Here is a 19,104-nt window from a genome sequence, read left to right as displayed (position 1 = left end):
AGGGCCTTACTTGTTTTTTGTGTAATTCTTTCTGGGCCAATATGATACTCTTTCCCATCTTTTTGGGCTACATCACATTTTTAGATAGGGTTAATTGATGGCAAATAGGGCGGCATTACCGCTGGCAGTACGCCAACTTGACTGGACTTTCAGCACAGCAGCAATCTTCGAACACTTTGCGGCAGAATCTTGGGCCATATTGCTCGACTCGGCCAATGCGCCCCATCAGGACGCTAAATTCGATATGATTTGCGCAGGTCCCATCGCCACCCTCATCACCCAAGGCGAGCTCACTGACATTCGAGTTCATCTGCCTGAATTAGCCGAGCCGCCTCACCTCAGCCCGCAGGATGACCCTTTTACGCTGGTTAATTTGCTGCTGCGTCATTGGTATCCGCAATCCTTTAGCTGCAATTTGCCCTTCAGTGGCGGCGCCATGGGCAGCTTTAGTTATGATTTAGGCCGCCGAATTGAACAGCTCCCCAGTACTGCGGCGCAGGATATTCACCTCGGCGAGATGAATATTGGCTTTTACGACTGGGCATTGATTTTCGATTATCAGCAGCAAAGCTGGTTTATGGTGCACTATTTAGGGGATGCCGCGCTCGATGTTCAATTGAAAATCATTGAAGCAAAAATAGCCGACACCACCAAACAGGCTGAGTTTCGCCTCACCAGCCCTTGGTCGGCGCAGCTCACCAAAGCCCAGTACACCTCAAAATTTAATCAAGTACAGGCGTATCTGCATAGCGGTGATTGCTATCAAATTAATTTAACCCAGCGCTTTGAAGCTGAGTATCAAGGCGATGAATGGCGTGCTTACTGCAAGCTACGAAGTGCCAATCAAGCGCCCTTCTCCGCCTTTATGCGACTGGATGACAATGCGATTTTATCGATTTCGCCCGAGCGCTTTATTCAGCTTCGCGGTGACGACATTCAAACCAAACCGATTAAAGGCACTCTACCGCGCCATAGCGACCCAGCGCTAGATAAACAAGCGGCGCAAGCTCTCGCCCATTCGCCCAAGGATCGCGCCGAAAACGTGATGATTGTGGATTTGCTGCGTAACGACATCGGCAAAGTCGCAGCGCCCGGTACTGTGCAAGTGCCACATTTGTTTGCTGTCGAAAGCTTTCCGGCGGTGCACCATTTAGTCAGTACCGTTACCGCCAAGCTCGACCCACAATACCATGCCTGTGACTTGCTGCGGGCGGCCTTTCCCGGCGGTTCGATTACCGGTGCGCCTAAAATCCGCGCCATGGAAATTATTGAAGAACTGGAACCCTCACGCCGCAGTCTGTATTGTGGCTCCATGGGTTATATCAGCCAAGATGGACAAATGGACAGCAGTATCACCATACGCACGCTAGTGGCTGAACAAGGTAAGCTCTATTGCTGGGCGGGCGGCGGCATAGTCGCCGACTCGAATGTCGATGCCGAGTACCAAGAAAGCTTCGATAAGATTAGCCGCATCTTACCCTTACTCGATAGCCCTCAATAAGCGTCAGCACACGAATAGGAAGCCTATGGATCAAGCGGAATTTAGACTCAGATTTAATCTGCATCCTTTAGCCACGCAAGATCCGGCGGCTATCCCTCACCTTGGGTTACGTAAAGCCGCGGTACTCATCCCCTTGCAGGAAATCCAAGGCGAGCTCAATCTGATTTTAACCCAAAGACCGATGCACCTTAGGGCGCACCCAGGGCAAATTAGTTTTCCCGGCGGCAAGATTGAACCCAGTGACAGCAGCGCCATTACGGCAGCACTTAGGGAAGCGGAAGAAGAAATTGGCCTTTGCCGGGAAAATGTTGAAGTGATAGGCACCCTCCCCGCCCATAACACCTTTACCGGTTTTGAAATCACTCCTGTCGTAGGCATGATTAAGCAAGATTTTGCCTTAAGGCTCGATCCCGGCGAAGTCGCCGACTGTTTTACCGTGCCTTTAAGCTTTTTTATCGAGCCGGAAAATCGCCACCGCAAACAGTTTTTACGCCAAGGGCGTTATTACAGCGTACATTTTATTCCCTATCAGCAGCGTTTTATCTGGGGCGCAACGGCGGCGATTATCGATCACCTCTGTCGGCATTTGAGTCTGCCCGAGGAGATGCTGTAAACCCGCATTCCCCTTTTGGATAATTCAAATCACAAAATGCACGTATAGACCCGCCGCCAGCGAGGTTAGCAGCAGCAAGGGAATATTAAACCAATAACCGAGTTTGCTGTGGTGGGCGACATAGTAATTAAACGCCAGACTAATCAGGCTTATCGCACCACAGCCCCAGATGATGTATTGCAGTAATTCGGTTTCGCTTGGGTCCCAATAGTGTCTGAAGGTTTCACCGCGACTCAAGTAGGATCCGACCTCTCGTTCGGGGCGAGCCTCGCCAAACACCATCAACGCGTACACCGCCAAGGTCCAGCCCAGAATGGATAATGTGGCGAGGATCATCTGAAATATTTTGACTTTCCGCATACCGCCTCCCAAGTTTTAAGGCACCCTATCACTCAATATTAGTAATATTAACCTCAGGATACCTTTTTCAGCTTGAGAAAAGCCACCAGCAAGGTAATATAAACCTCCAAAAATTTTCATATAAAACGTTTCGTTGGAGAACTAAGCAACAATGAGCATTGCATCGGTCGCTTCTGTATTTAAAGGTGAGCACGCAGTTGGTTCGACAGTCACAGTCCGTGGCTGGGTCAGAACCCGTCGTGACTCTAAAGCTGGCATCTCTTTTTTAGCTGTCTATGACGGCTCCTGCTTTAACCCTATTCAAGGTGTTGTGCCAAATAGCTTAGAAAATTACGACAACGAAGTGTTAAAGCTGACAGCTGGCTGCTCTGTGATCGTAACCGGTGAGATTGTTGAATCTCCTGGCGCTGGCCAAGCCTATGAGCTGCAAGTTACTCACGTTGAAGTAACTGGCTGGGTTGAAGATCCAGACACTTACCCAATGGCGGCTAAGCGTCATTCTATTGAGCATTTACGCGAATTGGCGCACTTACGCCCACGTACCAACATCATTGGTGCCGTTGCCCGCGTACGTAACTGTTTATCTCAAGCGATTCACCGTTTCTACCACGAAAATGGTTTCGTGTGGGTGTCTACACCGCTGATCACCGCATCAGACTGTGAAGGCGCGGGTGAAATGTTCCGTGTATCCACACTGGATATGGAAAACCTGCCACGCACCGACGATGGCAAAGTGGACTATGACAAAGACTTCTTCGGTAAAGAGGCGTTCTTAACCGTATCAGGCCAGCTGAACGGCGAAACCTACGCCTGCGCCCTGTCAAAAATCTACACCTTTGGCCCGACTTTCCGTGCTGAAAACTCAAATACCAGCCGTCACTTAGCGGAATTCTGGATGGTTGAGCCAGAAGTGGCTTTCGCCACCTTAAGCGATATCGCCAGCCTTGCTGAAGGCATGCTGAAATACGCCTTCAACGCCGTATTAGCCGAGCGTATGGACGATCTGGAATTCTTCGCCCAGCACGTGGATAAAACCGTGATTGAGCGTCTGCAATCTTTCGTATCGAGTGATTTCGCCCAAGTGGATTACACCGATGCAGTAGACATTCTGCAAAAATGCGGCCGTGAGTTCGAATTCCCAGTGTCTTGGGGTATCGACTTATCTTCTGAGCACGAGCGTTATCTGGCCGAAGAGCACTTCAAAGCCCCTGTGGTTGTGAAGAACTATCCAAAAGATATCAAAGCCTTCTACATGCGCCTTAACGAAGACGGTAAAACCGTTGCCGCGATGGACGTGTTAGCCCCTGGCATCGGTGAAATCATCGGTGGTTCACAACGTGAAGAGCGTTTAGACGTGCTGGATATGCGTTTAGAAGAAATGGATCTGAACAAAGAAGATTACTGGTGGTATCGCGATCTGCGTCGTTACGGCACAGTGCCACACTCAGGTTTCGGTCTGGGCTTCGAGCGTTTAGTGTCTTACGTAACGGGCGTATCGAACATCCGTGACGTGATCCCATTCCCACGCGCGCCACGCACTGCGAACTTCTAATTTGTCCGTTAACAGACAAATCCTTTAAAACGCGCCTCGGCGCGTTTTTTATTGCCCTGTAAAAATGCGTTAAAATTCATCACTCGGTCAAACTCCTTCGCCTGAGTCCTTGCACTTTAGGGGGCAAGAAATCTAAGATGGCTGCGGCTAACTTATGTGCTTAGCGCAGATAACGGCCCTGTTGCAGGAAGTGACGACGTTGTCGTTAGTAAGCGAGTTGCAAAAGGCAACTCAACAGCATTTTGCTCAATCGAGGAATCATAATGTCAAAAATCAATTTACTTTTGCTGTGCGGCGGTGGAAGTGCGGAACACGATATTTCCCTACTGTCGGCTAATTATTTTGAAACCTCATTAGCAAAATCCGAGCAGTTTAATGTACTGCGCGTGGTACTGGACAAGTTTGGCCAATACCAAACCGCCGCAGGCGATGACTGTGAGCTGACCAATAACCGCGAAATTCGCTTCCGTGATGAAACTAAGTCGCCTTGGCCTGTGGATTATGTCATTCCTTGTATTCACGGCTATCCAGGGGAAACAGGCGACATTCAGTCTTACTTTAATCTTATCCAACTGCCCTACTTTGGTTGCGAATCCGAAGCCAGCAGCAACTGTTTTAACAAGATCACCGCTAAGATGTGGTTCAGCGCCTTAGGCATTCCTAACACACCTTACATCTTCTTAAATCAATACGATGATGAAGCGATTGCCCAAACCCAAGCGGCGCTCGAAAACTGGGGTTCGATTTTCGTCAAGGCCGCATCCCAAGGCTCATCGGTCGGTTGCTATAAAGTCGATGACAGCAGCAAAGTGGCTGACGTGTTAAAAGATGCCTTTGGCTACGCGCCCTATGTGATTGTTGAGAAAACCATTAAGGCCCGTGAGCTGGAAGTCGCGGTCTATGAGTATCAAGGCGAAGTGGTCGCGACGCTGCCGGGCGAAATCATCTGTGATAGCAATACCTTCTACACCTTCGATGAAAAATACGCCAAGAGCAGTAAGGCACGCACCGATGTGGTCGCGCAAAATGTGCCAACTGACATTAGCGAGCAGATCCGCGCCTATGCGATTAAAGCCTTTAAGGGCATGAAGCTGCGCCATCTGTCACGCATCGACTTTTTCTTAACCCAAGATGATGAAATTCTGCTCAACGAAATCAATACCTTCCCGGGTTCGACACCGATTTCGATGTTTCCTAAGATGTTGCAAAACCATGGGCATGATTTTACCGAATACTTAAGTTTAGTGATTAACGGCCAGTTAGCGGCTAAGTGATAGACCGAGTGATAGGCTAAGTAAACTGAAAAGCGCGCCTATATGGCGCGCTTCTTTTTTGAGGCTTGTTCGAACTCATCATGAACGGTGATGAGTCGCAGCTTGCTCGGCAAGTAACTCAAAAAATGCCGCCTTGGGCATGGGCTTATAAAAGATATAGCCTTGAATTTCTTGAATATGGTTTTCCATCATCACCTTAAGCTGCGCCTCGGTTTCGACCCCTTCTGCCGTCACACTCAAATTCAGCGCATGACTTAAGCGCACAATCGCCTCAATCAATGCGAGGTGGCGCTCACCTTCATCTAACCTATCGATAAAACTCTTATCGATTTTGATTTGATCGATCGGGAAATTCGCCAAATAGGATAAGGAAGAATAACCGGTGCCAAAGTCATCGAGGGAGATTTTAATGCCTCTTCCGCGTAACTCGTTCAGCACTTGGATTAGATGCACATGCTGTTTCATCAGCAGCGATTCAGTGATTTCTAAGGTGATAAGCTCGTAGGGAAACTCAATTAATCCCAGCTCTTCGATAATATCGGCGAAGGAGTCACAAAACGCATCCTGCAACTCGTGGGACCAAAACTCAAAGGTCGACACGTTCACCGCTAAATTGATTGGCCAGCCTAGAGCTTGCATATCGATGATGGTTTGCATCACGGCTTTGCGTACATAGCGACCAATGTTAACGATTAAACCGCTGTTCTCGGCGATGGGAATAAACTCATCGGGGGAAATAAACTGCCCCTCGTGCTGCCAACGCAGTAGCACTTCGGCGCGCTGAACAAGCCCAGTTGTCGCATCCACAATCGGCTGAAAATACAGCTCGAAGGCTTCTTGTTCTAAGGCTTGTTTCAGCAGTGTATGCAAATTCGCAATGCGCTCGGCATTTTGCTGCATTTGCTCGGTGAAAAAATGGTAACGGTTACGGCCATCCGCCTTGGAGATATACATGGCCTGATCGGCGCAGTTTAACAGCTGCTCCAAATCCAACGCATCCTCGGGAAAGCGCGCGATCCCTATGCTGACCGAGCTATATACGCCCTTGTCATGGGACAATTCATAACGTTGATACACACGTTTATTAATCTTATCAGCAAGCTGCGACAATTCTCTTTGCGTCACAAGGCCCGGAAGCAACAGCGCAAACTCATCGCCCCCTAAGCGGGCAAATACTGCTTGTTCGTTCAAACAGGTCTTAATCTGCTCCACGACCTGCACCAGCAGCGCATCCCCTTTATCGTGGCCGTAGGTATCGTTCACTTGTTTAAAGTTATCTAAATCCATCAGCATAAAGCTAAAACCTGGGGTTAAGCTGTCGGCGGAGATCAACTCTTGGATTTGTCTAAACAAGGCATTACGGTTTGCCAAGCCAGTGAGGGGATCATTGTTGGCTTGATACTTAATTAACTGCGCTGCCTTTTTACGCTCACTGATATCGGAAAATAACCAAGCAAAACTATTCTCGTTACTATGGGGCTCGCGAAACACGGTCACGGTTAAATCGAGGTAAAAGGTTTCACCGTTATTACGCAGGCCAATCAACTCACCCTGCCACATTTTACCTTCAGACAGATGTTGAAACAGGGAATCGATTTCGTGGGGCTCAGAGGGAGAGAAAAAGTGTTCAGGGCAAAAATCATGAATATCAGTGGTTTTAGGATAAACCATCTGGGTAAACGCATCGTTTGCATAGAGCACGGAATAGCTGGCATTGGTGATGACTAACGACAGAGGTAGGCGATCAAATATTTTCACCGCAAGGCGCTGAAACTCGAGTGACCGACTGCGCTCTACCGCTAAACTCGCCAGCCTTGCCGCCTCAGAAATCAAGGTTAAATCCGCAGCTGTCGGTACTTTTACGGTTTCATAGTACATGGCAAAGGTGCCGAGGACCTTGCCTTGAGTATCTTTGATAGGCTCAGACCAACAGGCCCTCAGCCCGTGGGTTAATGCAAACTCTTTGTACGGCGCCCAATAGGGATGATGTTCAATGTCATCGACAATCACCCGCTGCCCCGTAAACGCCGCGGTACCGCAGGAGCCAACCCCAGGACCTATTTCGACGCCATGGATGGCTTGGTTATAACTGACGGGTAAATGGGGCGCGGCGCCCGTGAGCAGCTTTTTACCGTCTTCGCTGAGTAGCAATACGGAGGCATGCGTGCCTAAACGCTGATCTTCAATTTTTAAGACTAAAGCATGGAGGATTTCTGCTAATGGCGCGCCATTGAGCAGCATAGACAAGATGCCGTTATAGCATTCTAAGCTAACGCTTTGATTAAATTGAGCATTAATCTCGTCGACACTGCCCGTTACCGCAATTCCTTCGTCCATACATCCCTTAGTCATTTAGCGCTTAAGTTAACGACCTTACTAAGATGAACAACCTTTGTAAATCAGGGGTGAATTTTAGGTATTTAGCCGCACTAAAGCAACTTTTCAATTAGGGATGAAAACTTGCTTTAGTGGCGAGAGAAGATGCGGGTTTATTCTTGAATTCGCTCGAGTTTTGCTAAATAAAAGCCATCGAAACCCGTCTCGGCGGGACTGATGGTTTCATCTTCGAGTAAACGGAAATTGGGGTTTTCCGCTAAAAAAGCATCCACTTGGCCGCGGTTTTCACAGGGGAAAATTGAGCAGGTCGCATACACCACAATGCCACCCACCTTCACCATGCGGCTATAGCTGCTTAAGATATGCTTTTGCAACTCCATCAAAACCGGCAAACGCTCGGCGGTATCACGCCATTTGGCATCGGGATTGCGCTTTAATACCCCAAGGCCTGAGCAAGGCACATCGAGCAGCACGCGATCGGCGCTGAGTTTTAAGCGTTTGATAGTTTTTGAGCCGACAATTAATCGGGTTTCGATATTATGGGCACCATTACGGCGGGCGCGTTCTTTAAGGTTGTCGAGTTTCCATTGCTCCACATCCATCGCCAATAAACGGCCTTTGCCCTGCATCTGCGCGGCGATATGCAAGGTCTTGCCCCCTGCGCCCGCGCAGGCATCGATCACGCGCATGCCCGGTTTAGCATCGAGCGCCGCGGCCACTCGTTGTGAGCCCGCATCTTGCTGCTCAAATAATCCGTCTTTAAAGCAGTTAGTGCGAAACAGCGCAGAATCAGAGGTCACTTCAAGGGCAGAATCAACGCCCTCGACCGCTTGAGTGGTAACAAACTCGGCCGCCAGTTTTTGCGCTAACTCATCACGAGTCACTTTAAGGCCATTGACCCGCAGGAAACGTTTTGGCGGAGTGCTTAAGGCGGCGCGCTCCTTCTCCCAGAATGCCGCAAGTTGGGCTTGACCCATAGCATCTAACCATTCTGGGCAACCGTCCCAAAGCACAGGCTGGTTCTTAGCCTGTTCGATACGCTCGGCTAAACGCTCGGCATCGACCGGCAAGGAATACTGCATTTTTGGCAGTTCTAACTTGTGGAATAAGTGCCACACATTAAGCAGCTTAGAGCCTAAACGCTCCATTTCTTCCGGCTTAATTTCGGCTAAGAAACAATACAGATTTAACCGGCGAAGAATATCGCCCGTCACGGTGGCAATACGCGCCTGTTCGGCGGGCACTAACTTTAACCCAGAGAAATGCTGAGAATAAGCCCGGTCTAAGGGTTTTCCTTCGCTCAGTACCATAGCTAAGATACTGATCACTAATTCATTCGAGCTGGCAGAAAGCGGAGAATTCAACATTTACAGGTCACCGTGAGTAATAAAACCGGGGGATCATAGGAGGTCAGGCACTAATACGCAAGTAAACAGATGCCCAGTTGTCTTTTAGAGGCAAAAAAGTCCAATAAAAAAGCGACCCATGGGGATCGCTTTTCTCGCATCGGCCAATGCCGTTACATTTTAGAACCTTTCGCGCCGTAGAACAGGATAAAACCGTAACACACCACAGGCAGAATAAAGGCCAATTGAATGCCTAAGTTATCGGCTAATACGCCCTGTAATAATGGCACAATCGCACCACCGACAATGGCTAAACAGAGAATGCCACTGCCCTGAGAGGTGTGCGGACCTAGGTCACGCAGCGCTAGGCTGAAAATGGTCGGGAACATAATTGAGTTAAATAATCCCACGCCCAAAATCGCCCACATGGCGACACTGCCACTTGTGGTCATGGCCACCAGCACCAACAATGCCGCCATAAAGGCATTGAAGGCAAGCACAGTACCTGCGGGGATTTTTTGCATTACCGCCGAACCGATAAAGCGTCCGACCATAGCGCCGCCCCAATAATAGGCGATGTAATGGGCCGCTTGCTCTTCTGGCATGCCGACGATGTGTGCTTCGCCGAGGAAGTTAACTAAGAAGCTACCAATCGAGACTTCTGCGCCCACATAGACAAAAATCCCCACCGCTCCCAGCACTAAATGCATGCTTTGCAGCGCACTGGTCTTGCCTAAATGGGTTTGTACTTCGCCTGCCGCGGCTTCGCTGTGTTCACGGATAACAGGCAAATCTAACTTAGCGAAAATGATCGCCAGTACCGCAAGCGCCGCAGCTAGCAATAAGTAAGGCAGCTTAACGACTTCCGCCTCGGCATTGGCTTGGGCTAATTCAGAAGACACTGACGCGGCAACGGATAAGATCAGAATCGAGCCAAAAAATGGCGCAACAGTGGTCCCAAGTGCGTTAAAGGCTTGTGTCAGGTTCAAGCGGCTCGATGCGGTCTCGCTGCTACCAAGCGCGTTAACATAGGGGTTAGCCGCCACTTGTAAAATAGTGATCCCTGATGCCAAGACAAACAAGGCGCCGAGGAATAAACCGTAGGTCGCAAAGGAGGCTGCTGGGTAGAACAAACCACAGCCGATACTCGCAATCACTAAACCTGTGACTATGCCCTTTTGATAACCGAGTCGTTTTACCAGCTGTCCCGCCGGGATCGACACCAGAAAATAAGCGCCAAAGAAGCAAAACTGGATCAACATCGCTTGGGTGTAATTGAGTGAAAACACCGCCTTAAGATGGGGGATCAGAATATCGTTCAGACAAGTAATAAAGCCCCACATAAAAAACAGTGAGGTCAATGAGACTAACGCGAAACGATAATTACCGTTTCCCGCCTCGCTCACGCTGCTCGTGTGGCTGCTGGTGTTTATAGATGACGCCATAGTTGTGCTCTCTAATCATGTTTTTATTATCTAAAGGGAATGTCCCTTAGGCGTTTTCGTACTACGACAGGCAGCCACAATTAACTTGCGCTGCCCATCCGAAGTGGTGCTATGCCGAGTCGAAACTAATTCAACAACGCATAAAAGCAGGCATAGGCCGAAAATGTCAATGTGTCGGCGACCCTTTGCGCAGTTTTCAAACCGTGACCGGTAATTTCTTGCTGGATGCTGAGGGCATTCAGTGATAATGCCTGCTCTGTATCTTGTAGGTTAAAGCACACCAGTAGCTTTTGCTCCCCGAACGTACGCACGAACACCAACAAGGGTTCTGGCGCATCGAGGAATTCAATTTCCCCTTCAACCAAAGCGGGATAGCCTTTGCGCCATGCGAGGAACTGACGATAGCCATGTAACATCGATTGGCTATCGGCTTCCTGCGCATCGACCGCCAGTGCTCTGTGTGCATTCGCCACAGGCAACCAAGGTGTCACTTGGCTAAAGCCACCAAAATCAGCACTTTGTTCCCACGGCATAGGTGTACGGCAGCCATCACGGCCCTTAAACATTGGCCAGAAGGTTTTGCCGAATGGATCCTGCAACTCGTGGTATTCAATCGGCGCCTCGGTTAAACCCAGCTCTTCCCCTTGATAGCTACAGACACTGCCTCGCAGTGAGTTAACCATGGCATTGAGCATTTTCACCATGTCGGATGTTTGCTTACCACGTCCCCAACGGCTGGCGACGCGCTGTGCATCGTGATTACCTATCGCCCAGCAGGGCCAACCATCACCAATACTCGCTTCCAGTGCTTCTACCGTTTGGCGAATATAAGCGGCGCTATAGTCATCGGTCAGCAGCTCGAAACTGTAGGCCATATGTAAGCGATCTTCGCCCTTGGTATAGGCGGCCATCACGGCGAGTGAATCCTCGGCGGAGACTTCGCCTAAGGTCACAACACCTGGATAACGATTGATTAACTGGCGTAATTCTTCAATAAATAGAATCGTTTGCGGTCTATCATTATTGTAGTAATGGTACTGATAGGCATAAGGATTATCTTCACTGAATCCGCGCCCTTGGCGTTTATCCTTGGGTTTGGGTGGATTATCCCTAAGCTGCTCATCGTGATAACAGAAGGTAATGGCATCTAAGCGGAAACCATCGACGCCCTTCTTCAACCAAAACTCCACATTATCTAATACGGCTTGACGCACGTCGGGATTGTGGAAGTTGATGTCGGGTTGGCTGCGTAAAAAGTTGTGCAGATAATATTGTTGTCTGCGCGGCTCCCACTCCCAGGCGCAACCGCCGAAAATGGCTAACCAGTTGTTTGGCGCCGTACCATCTTCCTTAGGATCGGCCCACACATACCAATCTGCCTTGGGATTGGTTCGGCTCTCGCGACTCTCACAAAACCACGCATGTTGATCTGAGGTATGGCTTAACACTTGGTCGATAATGACTTTAATGCCACGTTGATGGGCTTTTTCAATCAGTTCATCAAAATCCTGCATAGTGCCAAACAGAGGATCAACCTCGCGATAGTCACTGATATCGTAACCAAAGTCGGCCATAGGGGATTTAAAGAATGGCGAAATCCAAATCGCATCCACATTCAGGCTGGCAATATAGTCCAACTTAGTGATAATACCGCGCAGATCGCCAACGCCATCACCATTAGTATCCAAAAGGCTACGTGGATAGATTTGATAGATCACAGCTCCACGCCACCAAGTTAACTCACTCATATTGCCCCTTTATCCTTATTCTTCAGCGCGCTAACCCAAAAACTCTCACATGAGCAGTTACAATCATGTTACTGCGGAGTAAAGGCGCTACGGCTTGTATTAGTGGCAACGAGCATACGTGAACAGGGAAATAAGGTTCAATACGCCTGCATACGTATGCAAAACAGGCTATCATTAGACTTGTCTGATTAAGATTAAATTAACCCTTTACTAACATAAGGTTGCGTTGAATTACTCGGAGATAAAATCGGAGTTTTTTTGGCCGAAATCCCCGTTTTGGCAGGCCTCTGACCTATTGAATACGTATGCACAATATTGTGAGGCCAAGATCCTCGGGAGTAGTATCTTCACCGTTGCATAACAATTTGGTCATAAACGCAGCACTTATGCAGTCAATTAAGCGCCGAAATACCAAAAAAAAGGCCGCAAAAACAATGCGGTAATAACGATAAAACGCTCTACATAAGCGGTAAAAAGCGACTTCAAGGGGAAGATAGAAATGATGCGATTTAAACCCAGCTTGCTGACCTTAGCACTCGTTGCTGCTGGCGCCAGTATGCACTCCTACGCAGCAGATGATGCGACTGCACAAACAACAGCACAAGATGACAATATAGAAGTCATCCAAGTAACAGGTATCCGCCGTAGCCTGCAAGAATCTCAATCTTTAAAAATGTCATCATCTTCTATTGTTGAAGCGATTTCAGCAGAAGACATTGGTAAATTACCCGACGTAAGTATTGCAGAATCACTTGCCCGTTTACCAGGTGTATCGGCACAACGTTTAGATGGTCGTGCGAACGTGATTTCAATCCGTGGTATGGGACCTGATTTTACAACCGCAACACTCAATGGCCGCGAACAAGCCTCAGTTAACGATAACCGCAGTGTTGAGTTTGACCAATATCCATCCGAATTATTGAACCGCGTAGTTGTCTATAAAACTCCAGATGCTTCGGTAATGGCGCAAGCAATCGGCGGTACCGTCGATATGCAAACGATTAGCCCTCTTGCACATGGTGAACAAACCGTTGCAGTGGCTGTACGTGGTGAGATGAACGATCTCGGAGCCCTCAACAGCGGCTCTGACGATAAAGGTTATCGCGGTAGTATCTCTTATATTGACCAATTTGCCGATGATACCTTAGGTGTGGCAATCGGTTATGCCCGCATGGTATCACCTAACCAAGAAGAACGTTGGCAAGCTTGGGGTTATCCAGAAAATGCCAATGGCGATAGCGTGTTAGGAGGAGCAAAACCCTTTGTTCGCTCTAGCGAATTAGAGCGTGATGGCGTGCTGGCCGTTGTAGAGTATGCTCCAAACGATCGTTTCCACTCGACTCTCGATCTTTACTACTCAAAATTTGTGGACGATCAACGCCTACGTGGTATTGAGATCCCAGCAGCTTGGGGAACTAATGGAGGTGTAATTGCCACGACAACTGTCGATGGCTTAGTGACTGAAGGCGTCATCAAAGGTGCTGAAGTCGTTGTGCGTAACGACGTAAATAAACGTGACGCAGACTCTCTATCTATTGGCTGGAATAATAAGTTCAGCATCAACGATAGCTGGAACCTTGAAGCTGATGTGTCTCTGTCTAAAGCGAATCGTACCGACATTGGTATGGAGAGCTACTCAGGTACTGGTCGCGGCACGGGTGTCGGCGCAGTGGATGATTTAAGCTTTGCCTACAATGGCAAAGGTGGATATGTTTTTGATCACAACCTCGATTATGCAGATAAAAACGTTATCAAACTTGGCGATCCTCTCGGTTGGGGTAGCCCACTTGGCGCCAATACTCAGGACGGTTTTATTAACAAACCCGAAATTGAAGATGAACTAAAGTCTTTCCGTCTAAGTGCTGAATACATTCTCGATGGTGGCGCGGTTCGTAGCGTTGAGTTTGGTGTTAACCGCACCGACCGTGATAAAACCAAAATCGACAAAGGCTACTATTTAACGCTAAAAGGCTATGATGGTTCAGCCGATTATACGATGACGGTTCCTGACAAATATCTACTCGATCCAACCTCCCTTGCCTTCTTCGGTATGGGCGATGTACTGAGCTATGACTCATTAGCATTCTATAATGACGGCAACTATATCGAGACCGACGTCGCCGATGTGGACTTATCTCGTGCGACTAACTCTTGGGCAGTACAGGAAAAAGTGACAACGGGTTATGTGTTAGCGAATCTAGAATCTGAAGTATTTGGTATTCCATTCACAGGTAATGCAGGCCTTCAAGCTGTGTATACCGATCAATCATCAGACGGTACAGTTGCAACAGTCGAAGATGGAATTGTTGAATTAACGCCACGCACGGCAGGTGATTCCTATGTTGAATGGCTACCAAGTTTAAACCTAAGCTTTGAAGTAGCAGATAGCCAAGTCGTACGTTTTGCCGCTGCGCGTACCTTGACTCGTTCACGTATGGATAAGATGAATGCCAACTTGAACTACAGCTATAACCAAAATCCAAATGATGGCGTTAACTGGACAGGTAACGCGGGTAACCCAGAACTTCGTCCTTGGTTAGCACGTCAGTATGACTTAAGTTATGAAAACTATTTTAGTGATCAAGGTTACTTCTCTGTCGCAGTGTTCTACAAAGACCTAGAAAACTACGTCTACGATCAAAAAGTAGATTTCGACTTCAGTACCCTCTTCCCAGGCGTACCAGGAAATCCAATCGGTGTGATCACCCAACCACAAAATGGTGAAGGTGGTTATGTTCAAGGGATTGAAGCTGCAGTGTCATTAGACTTTGGCATGTTTGCAGATGTACTAAGTGGTTTCGGTACAGTCTTAAGTGGTTCATACAACGACAGTGAGGTGAAAGAGACACCAAGCAGCGCGCCAACAACTCTGCCTGGTTTGTCTGAAAAGACCTTAAACGCAACCGTTTATTATGAAAGTTCAGGCTTTGAAGCGCGTATCAGCTCTCGTTACCGCAGTGACTTCCTCGGCGAAGTGACTAAGATCAGTCTGCAACGTGAAAACGTGAACATTAAAGCGGAAACAGTGGTCGATGCTCAAGTCAGCTATGACTTCAGCGAGAGCGGCATAGAGTCTCTGTATGGATTATCGGTTCTTTTCCAAGTCAACAACTTAACCAATGAACCTTTCACCTCTTATACAGGTTCAGACCAACGTTTAGTACGTGACTACCAAAACTATGGCCGTAACTTCATGTTAGGTGCCAACTATAAGTTCTAACAGTGACAGCTAAGCCTCTGCAAGCATTGCAGAGGCTTTTCTTTTATATTTGTCACAACCACTCATCTCTATTAATCATCAGCCTACTTAATTAACGAAGGGCTAAACCATGGGTCAAATCAAAGATATTGTCATTGTGGGTGGCGGTACTTCGGGTTGGATGACTGCAGTACTTCTCGCCAAGTTATTTAAGCAAACCCTCAATATTACCCTTGTGGAATCTGCTGATGTTGGCACCATTGGCGTTGGTGAAGCCACTATCCCACCACTGCAATTATTCAACAGTGTTCTAGGGATCCCCGAAAAAGAATTTATCAAAGCAACTCATGCCACCTTTAAACTCGGTATTCAATTTGAGCACTGGGGGAGTCTGGGTGATAGCTATATGCATGCCTTTGGCAACATTGGCAAAGACATAGGGTTTACTCAATTCCACCACTATTGGCTAAGTACAAAACCCCAAACTATCAGCGCATTTTGGGATTACTCGCTCAATTACCAGGCTGCAATACACCATAAATTTCAAGCTATTGAACATATTCCCCACTCACCTTTAGCGGGGATCACCCATGCGTATCATTTTGATGCCGCTTGCTACGCTCAGTTACTGCGACAATACAGTGAAAAAGCGGGCGTAAAACGCATTGAAGGTAAGGTTGAAACGGTCAACCGCACTGAAAATGGTTATATCTCTAGCCTCAGCCTAATCTCTGGCGTATCAGTCCAAGGCGACTTCTTTATCGATTGCTCAGGGTTTGCCGCCCTTTTAATTGGAAAAACACTTAATGTTGGCTATGAGAGTTACCAAGATTGGCTACTGTGTGACAGTGCTTTCGCAGTACCCAGTGAAAAAGTCGCTGAGATCCCCCCTTACACACGTGCCATTGCCCATGAGGCTGGATGGCAATGGCGGATCCCACTGCAACATAGAACGGGAAATGGCATTGTCTACTCTAGTCGCTACATGAGTGATGACGAAGCAAAGGCAAAGTTACTGTCGACGCTTGATGGCAAGCCACTCTCTGAGCCAAAAAAAATATCCTTTATTCCTGGGCGTAGGTTAAAGCAGTGGCAACATAATTGTGTGGCGATTGGTCTATCGAGTGGCTTTTTAGAACCCCTTGAATCAACAAGTATTCATTTAGTGCAATCGGCCATCATTCGATTAACGAAACTCTTTCCCCACCAAGGTGTGGAGCAAGCCACTGTGGATGAGTTTAATCGCCAATCTCAACTCGAATTCGAACAAATCCGAGATTTTATTATCCTGCACTATCATCTCAATCAAAGACCAGTATCGAATCAAGACTCGATTTGGCACGCCTGTCAACGGATGCAAGTCCCTGAAAGTTTGCAGCAGAAAATCACCTTATTTAAGCAAACTGGCTCAATTTTCAGGCATAAAGAAGAACTCTTCACGGAAGAGGCCTGGGCTCAAGTCATGCTAGGTCAAGGGATTATTCCCCAGGATTTTAATCCATTAGCTCACACGGTTGAACAACAAGACTTAACTGAGTTTTTTAGGAATATCAGAGCAATCATAAATAATAGTGTCAGTAAAATGCCAACTCATGAGCAATATCTCGCACAGTTGGTTTAATGCCATACGGTTAAAATTACTTGAAGGGTACTACGCATTCACAACTTGGTAGGAAGTAAGGAACACTTATGATCTTCAAACGACAACATCTTTTACTTAGTATTAGTCTGCTATTAAGCTGGAATACACAAGCAGATACTATTGGCTCTACAGCTTTATTATCAGCAAACCTTATTCCTACAGAAGAGAGCTCAACGGCAGCTTTAACAATCGAGCCGCTCTCTTGGTGGGCTGGCATGCATAATCCTAAGTTGCAATTGATGCTGCACAGCAGTGCCCTGCCTGCGAATGCTGCGCAGCTTAAGGTTGAGATTGCTGGCAAAGATGTGTTGTTTGAAGGGATTGAACAGGCGGATAATCCCCATTATTTGTTTATCAATTTAGACTTGCGCCACGCCAAACCGCAGACCTTTGACATCCGCATTCTCGCTGGCGACAAGCAGCTCTTACAACTGCCCTACACTTTAGCTGCTCGGGCTGATGGCAGCCGTGAGCGCCAAGGTTTTAGTAATAAAGACGTGATTTACCTTATCACCCCAGACCGATTCGCCAATGGCAACCCAAGCAACGACAATCAAGCCGATATGCTCGAACATGCGGCGCCTGATAATTCCGATGGTCGCCATGGCGGCGATATCGAAGGTATTCGCCAGCACTTAGACTACTTAGCTAAACTGGGCGTCACTCAGCTGTGGATCAACCCACTGCTTGAAAACAACCAAGCCCAATATTCCTACCATGGTTACGCCATTACCAATCTTTATCGGGTCGACCCGCGTTTTGGCAGCAATCAGGATTACCAAAGGTTAGTCACTGAGGCCAAACAACGTGGCTTAGGAGTAATTAAAGACGTGGTGCTTAACCATATTGGCTCAAACCATTGGTGGTTAAAGGATTTACCGAGCAGTGACTGGCTCAATGTCCCGCAGCAGCCCAATGCAACTGACACACAAACGGCTCCTGCGGCCAGTTCTACCAGCCTCAGTTCTACCAACCTGGGCTTTACCAGCCATAGACGCACCACAGTGCAAGATCCCTACGCCGACATGCAGGATAAAAGTGATTTTGTTGACGGTTGGTTTGTCGATTCAATGCCCGATCTTAATCAACGCAACCCAAAGCTTGCGACTTATCTTATTCAAAACAGCATTTGGTGGGTGGAATATGCGGGGCTTTCGGGCATTCGCGAAGACACCTACTCCTACGCCGATAAAGCCTTTTTAGCCCAATGGTCAAAGGCGTTAATGGCCGAATACCCGAATTTTAATATTGTCGGCGAAGAGTGGACCGCCAATCCCATTACTGTCTCCTATTGGCAAAAAGGCAAAATCAATGCCGATGGCTATAGCTCGGATTTACCGAGCCTGATGGACTTTCCACTCTATGAAAAGCTGCTTGAAAGCCTGAACGAGCCAGAAGGCTGGGATACAGGTTTTATCAAGCTTTACGAGATGTTAGCGAATGATGTGGTGTATGCGAACCCAAGCCAGTTAGTCCTCTTTGAAGGCAACCACGACACCAATCGGATTTATAGTCTGCTGAAAGAAAACCTGCCGCTGTACCAAATGGCCCTCACCTATGTGTTAACGGCCAAACGCATTCCACAGCTGTTTTACGGTACCGAAGTGTTGATGACTAGCCCGACCGAAGGTCGCCACGACGGTGTAGTGCGTAGCGATTTCCCGGGAGGCTTTGCCAATAGCAAGGTCAGCGGTTTTAGCGATAAAGGGCTAAACGCAAAACAGCAGCAAGCACTTGCGTTTGTGCGCACCCTACTCAATTACCGTAAACATTCAGCCGCGCTGCAAACGGGCGATTTACTGCACTTTGTGCCGCAAAACGGCATTTATGTGCAATTTCGCTGCGCGGCAAAACATGCCGCAGCGGGCAATGCCTGCTACCAAGCCGATGCGGATAAAGTGATGGTGATTTACAACAAGAATGACCAAGCACAAACCCTGGACTTAAGCCGCTTTAGTAAGGTATTGGCAGGCAATACTTCTGCTAATTCAGTTTTCACTGGGGATAAGTTCATGCTGAATCAATCACTTGCTCTGCCCCATGCTGGCGTTATGCTGCTTGAGCTCAAACACCTATAACCCGTAAAT

General features: G+C 47.9%; 12 protein-coding genes. 7 read left to right on the top strand and 5 right to left on the bottom strand.

Annotated features, from left to right (window positions below):
• Positions 1–97: 97 nt before the first annotated feature.
• Complete coding sequence (gene pabB, locus K0H59_RS09675) at positions 98–1,501, top strand: aminodeoxychorismate synthase component I (protein WP_088211274.1); 1,404 nt, start codon at positions 98–100, stop codon at positions 1,499–1,501.
• Between the two features lie 25 nt (positions 1,502–1,526).
• Positions 1,527–2,114, top strand: a complete 588-nt coding sequence (locus tag K0H59_RS09670) for a CoA pyrophosphatase (protein ID WP_220055374.1) — start codon at positions 1,527–1,529, stop codon at positions 2,112–2,114.
• 24 nt (positions 2,115–2,138) lie between these two features.
• On the opposite strand, the gene K0H59_RS09665 is transcribed toward K0H59_RS09670, so the two are convergent.
• Positions 2,139–2,474, bottom strand: coding sequence for a hypothetical protein (locus K0H59_RS09665; protein WP_088211276.1), 336 nt, complete (start codon positions 2,472–2,474; stop codon positions 2,139–2,141).
• Positions 2,475–2,625: 151 nt separating this feature from the next.
• Between K0H59_RS09665 and asnS the strand changes: the two genes are divergently transcribed.
• Positions 2,626–4,026, top strand: a complete 1,401-nt coding sequence (gene asnS, locus K0H59_RS09660) for an asparagine--tRNA ligase (RefSeq protein WP_220055373.1) — start codon at positions 2,626–2,628, stop codon at positions 4,024–4,026.
• Between the two features lie 263 nt (positions 4,027–4,289).
• On the top strand, positions 4,290–5,300 hold the full coding sequence (locus K0H59_RS09655; RefSeq protein WP_220055372.1) for a D-alanine--D-alanine ligase: 1,011 nt from the start codon (positions 4,290–4,292) through the stop codon (positions 5,298–5,300).
• 78 nt (positions 5,301–5,378) lie between these two features.
• On the opposite strand, the gene K0H59_RS09650 is transcribed toward K0H59_RS09655, so the two are convergent.
• From K0H59_RS09650 to K0H59_RS09635, 4 genes are all read right to left on the bottom strand, one after another.
• Positions 5,379–7,637 (bottom strand): EAL domain-containing protein, encoded by a 2,259-nt coding sequence (locus tag K0H59_RS09650; RefSeq protein WP_220055371.1) that lies wholly within the window; start codon positions 7,635–7,637, stop codon positions 5,379–5,381.
• A 152-nt stretch (positions 7,638–7,789) separates the two neighbouring features.
• On the bottom strand, positions 7,790–9,004 hold the full coding sequence (locus K0H59_RS09645) for an RsmB/NOP family class I SAM-dependent RNA methyltransferase (protein ID WP_220055370.1): 1,215 nt from the start codon (positions 9,002–9,004) through the stop codon (positions 7,790–7,792).
• A gap of 152 nt (positions 9,005–9,156) precedes the next feature.
• Entirely contained in the window at positions 9,157–10,428 is a 1,272-nt protein-coding gene (locus K0H59_RS09640) for a sugar MFS transporter (RefSeq protein ID WP_220055369.1), read from the bottom strand.
• A 125-nt stretch (positions 10,429–10,553) separates the two neighbouring features.
• Entirely contained in the window at positions 10,554–12,176 is a 1,623-nt protein-coding gene (locus tag K0H59_RS09635; RefSeq protein WP_088211282.1) for an alpha-glucosidase, read from the bottom strand.
• A 499-nt stretch (positions 12,177–12,675) separates the two neighbouring features.
• Between K0H59_RS09635 and K0H59_RS09630 the strand changes: the two genes are divergently transcribed.
• From K0H59_RS09630 to K0H59_RS09620, 3 genes are all read left to right on the top strand, one after another.
• Entirely contained in the window at positions 12,676–15,396 is a 2,721-nt protein-coding gene (locus K0H59_RS09630; RefSeq protein WP_088211283.1) for a TonB-dependent receptor, read from the top strand.
• A gap of 109 nt (positions 15,397–15,505) precedes the next feature.
• Complete coding sequence (locus K0H59_RS09625) at positions 15,506–16,996, top strand: tryptophan halogenase family protein (protein ID WP_088211284.1); 1,491 nt, start codon at positions 15,506–15,508, stop codon at positions 16,994–16,996.
• 236 nt (positions 16,997–17,232) lie between these two features.
• A complete protein-coding gene (locus K0H59_RS09620; RefSeq protein WP_408733573.1) occupies positions 17,233–19,095 on the top strand; it encodes an alpha-amylase family glycosyl hydrolase in 1,863 nt (620 codons plus the stop codon).
• Positions 19,096–19,104 lie beyond the last annotated feature (9 nt).

The organism is Shewanella sp. FJAT-51649, assembly GCF_019457435.1.
Taxonomy (GTDB): domain Bacteria; phylum Pseudomonadota; class Gammaproteobacteria; order Enterobacterales; family Shewanellaceae; genus Shewanella; species Shewanella mangrovisoli.
The sequence above is the reverse complement of the archived record's forward strand: the minus strand, read 5'-3'. Positions and strand labels throughout refer to the sequence as shown.

What these genes read in the sequence shown, in the direction of transcription:
- pabB (WP_088211274.1), top strand. Translation starts at nt 98, where the DNA reads ATGGCAAATAGGGCGGCATTACCGCTGGCAGTACGCCAACTTGACTGG.
- K0H59_RS09670 (WP_220055374.1), top strand. Translation starts at nt 1,527, where the DNA reads ATGGATCAAGCGGAATTTAGACTCAGATTTAATCTGCATCCTTTAGCC.
- K0H59_RS09665 (WP_088211276.1), bottom strand. Translation starts at nt 2,474, where the DNA reads ATGCGGAAAGTCAAAATATTTCAGATGATCCTCGCCACATTATCCATT.
- asnS (WP_220055373.1), top strand. Translation starts at nt 2,626, where the DNA reads ATGAGCATTGCATCGGTCGCTTCTGTATTTAAAGGTGAGCACGCAGTT.
- K0H59_RS09655 (WP_220055372.1), top strand. Translation starts at nt 4,290, where the DNA reads ATGTCAAAAATCAATTTACTTTTGCTGTGCGGCGGTGGAAGTGCGGAA.
- K0H59_RS09650 (WP_220055371.1), bottom strand. Translation starts at nt 7,637, where the DNA reads ATGGACGAAGGAATTGCGGTAACGGGCAGTGTCGACGAGATTAATGCT.
- K0H59_RS09645 (WP_220055370.1), bottom strand. Translation starts at nt 9,004, where the DNA reads ATGTTGAATTCTCCGCTTTCTGCCAGCTCGAATGAATTAGTGATCAGT.
- K0H59_RS09640 (WP_220055369.1), bottom strand. Translation starts at nt 10,428, where the DNA reads ATGGCGTCATCTATAAACACCAGCAGCCACACGAGCAGCGTGAGCGAG.
- K0H59_RS09635 (WP_088211282.1), bottom strand. Translation starts at nt 12,176, where the DNA reads ATGAGTGAGTTAACTTGGTGGCGTGGAGCTGTGATCTATCAAATCTAT.
- K0H59_RS09630 (WP_088211283.1), top strand. Translation starts at nt 12,676, where the DNA reads ATGATGCGATTTAAACCCAGCTTGCTGACCTTAGCACTCGTTGCTGCT.
- K0H59_RS09625 (WP_088211284.1), top strand. Translation starts at nt 15,506, where the DNA reads ATGGGTCAAATCAAAGATATTGTCATTGTGGGTGGCGGTACTTCGGGT.
- K0H59_RS09620 (WP_408733573.1), top strand. Translation starts at nt 17,233, where the DNA reads ATGCATAATCCTAAGTTGCAATTGATGCTGCACAGCAGTGCCCTGCCT.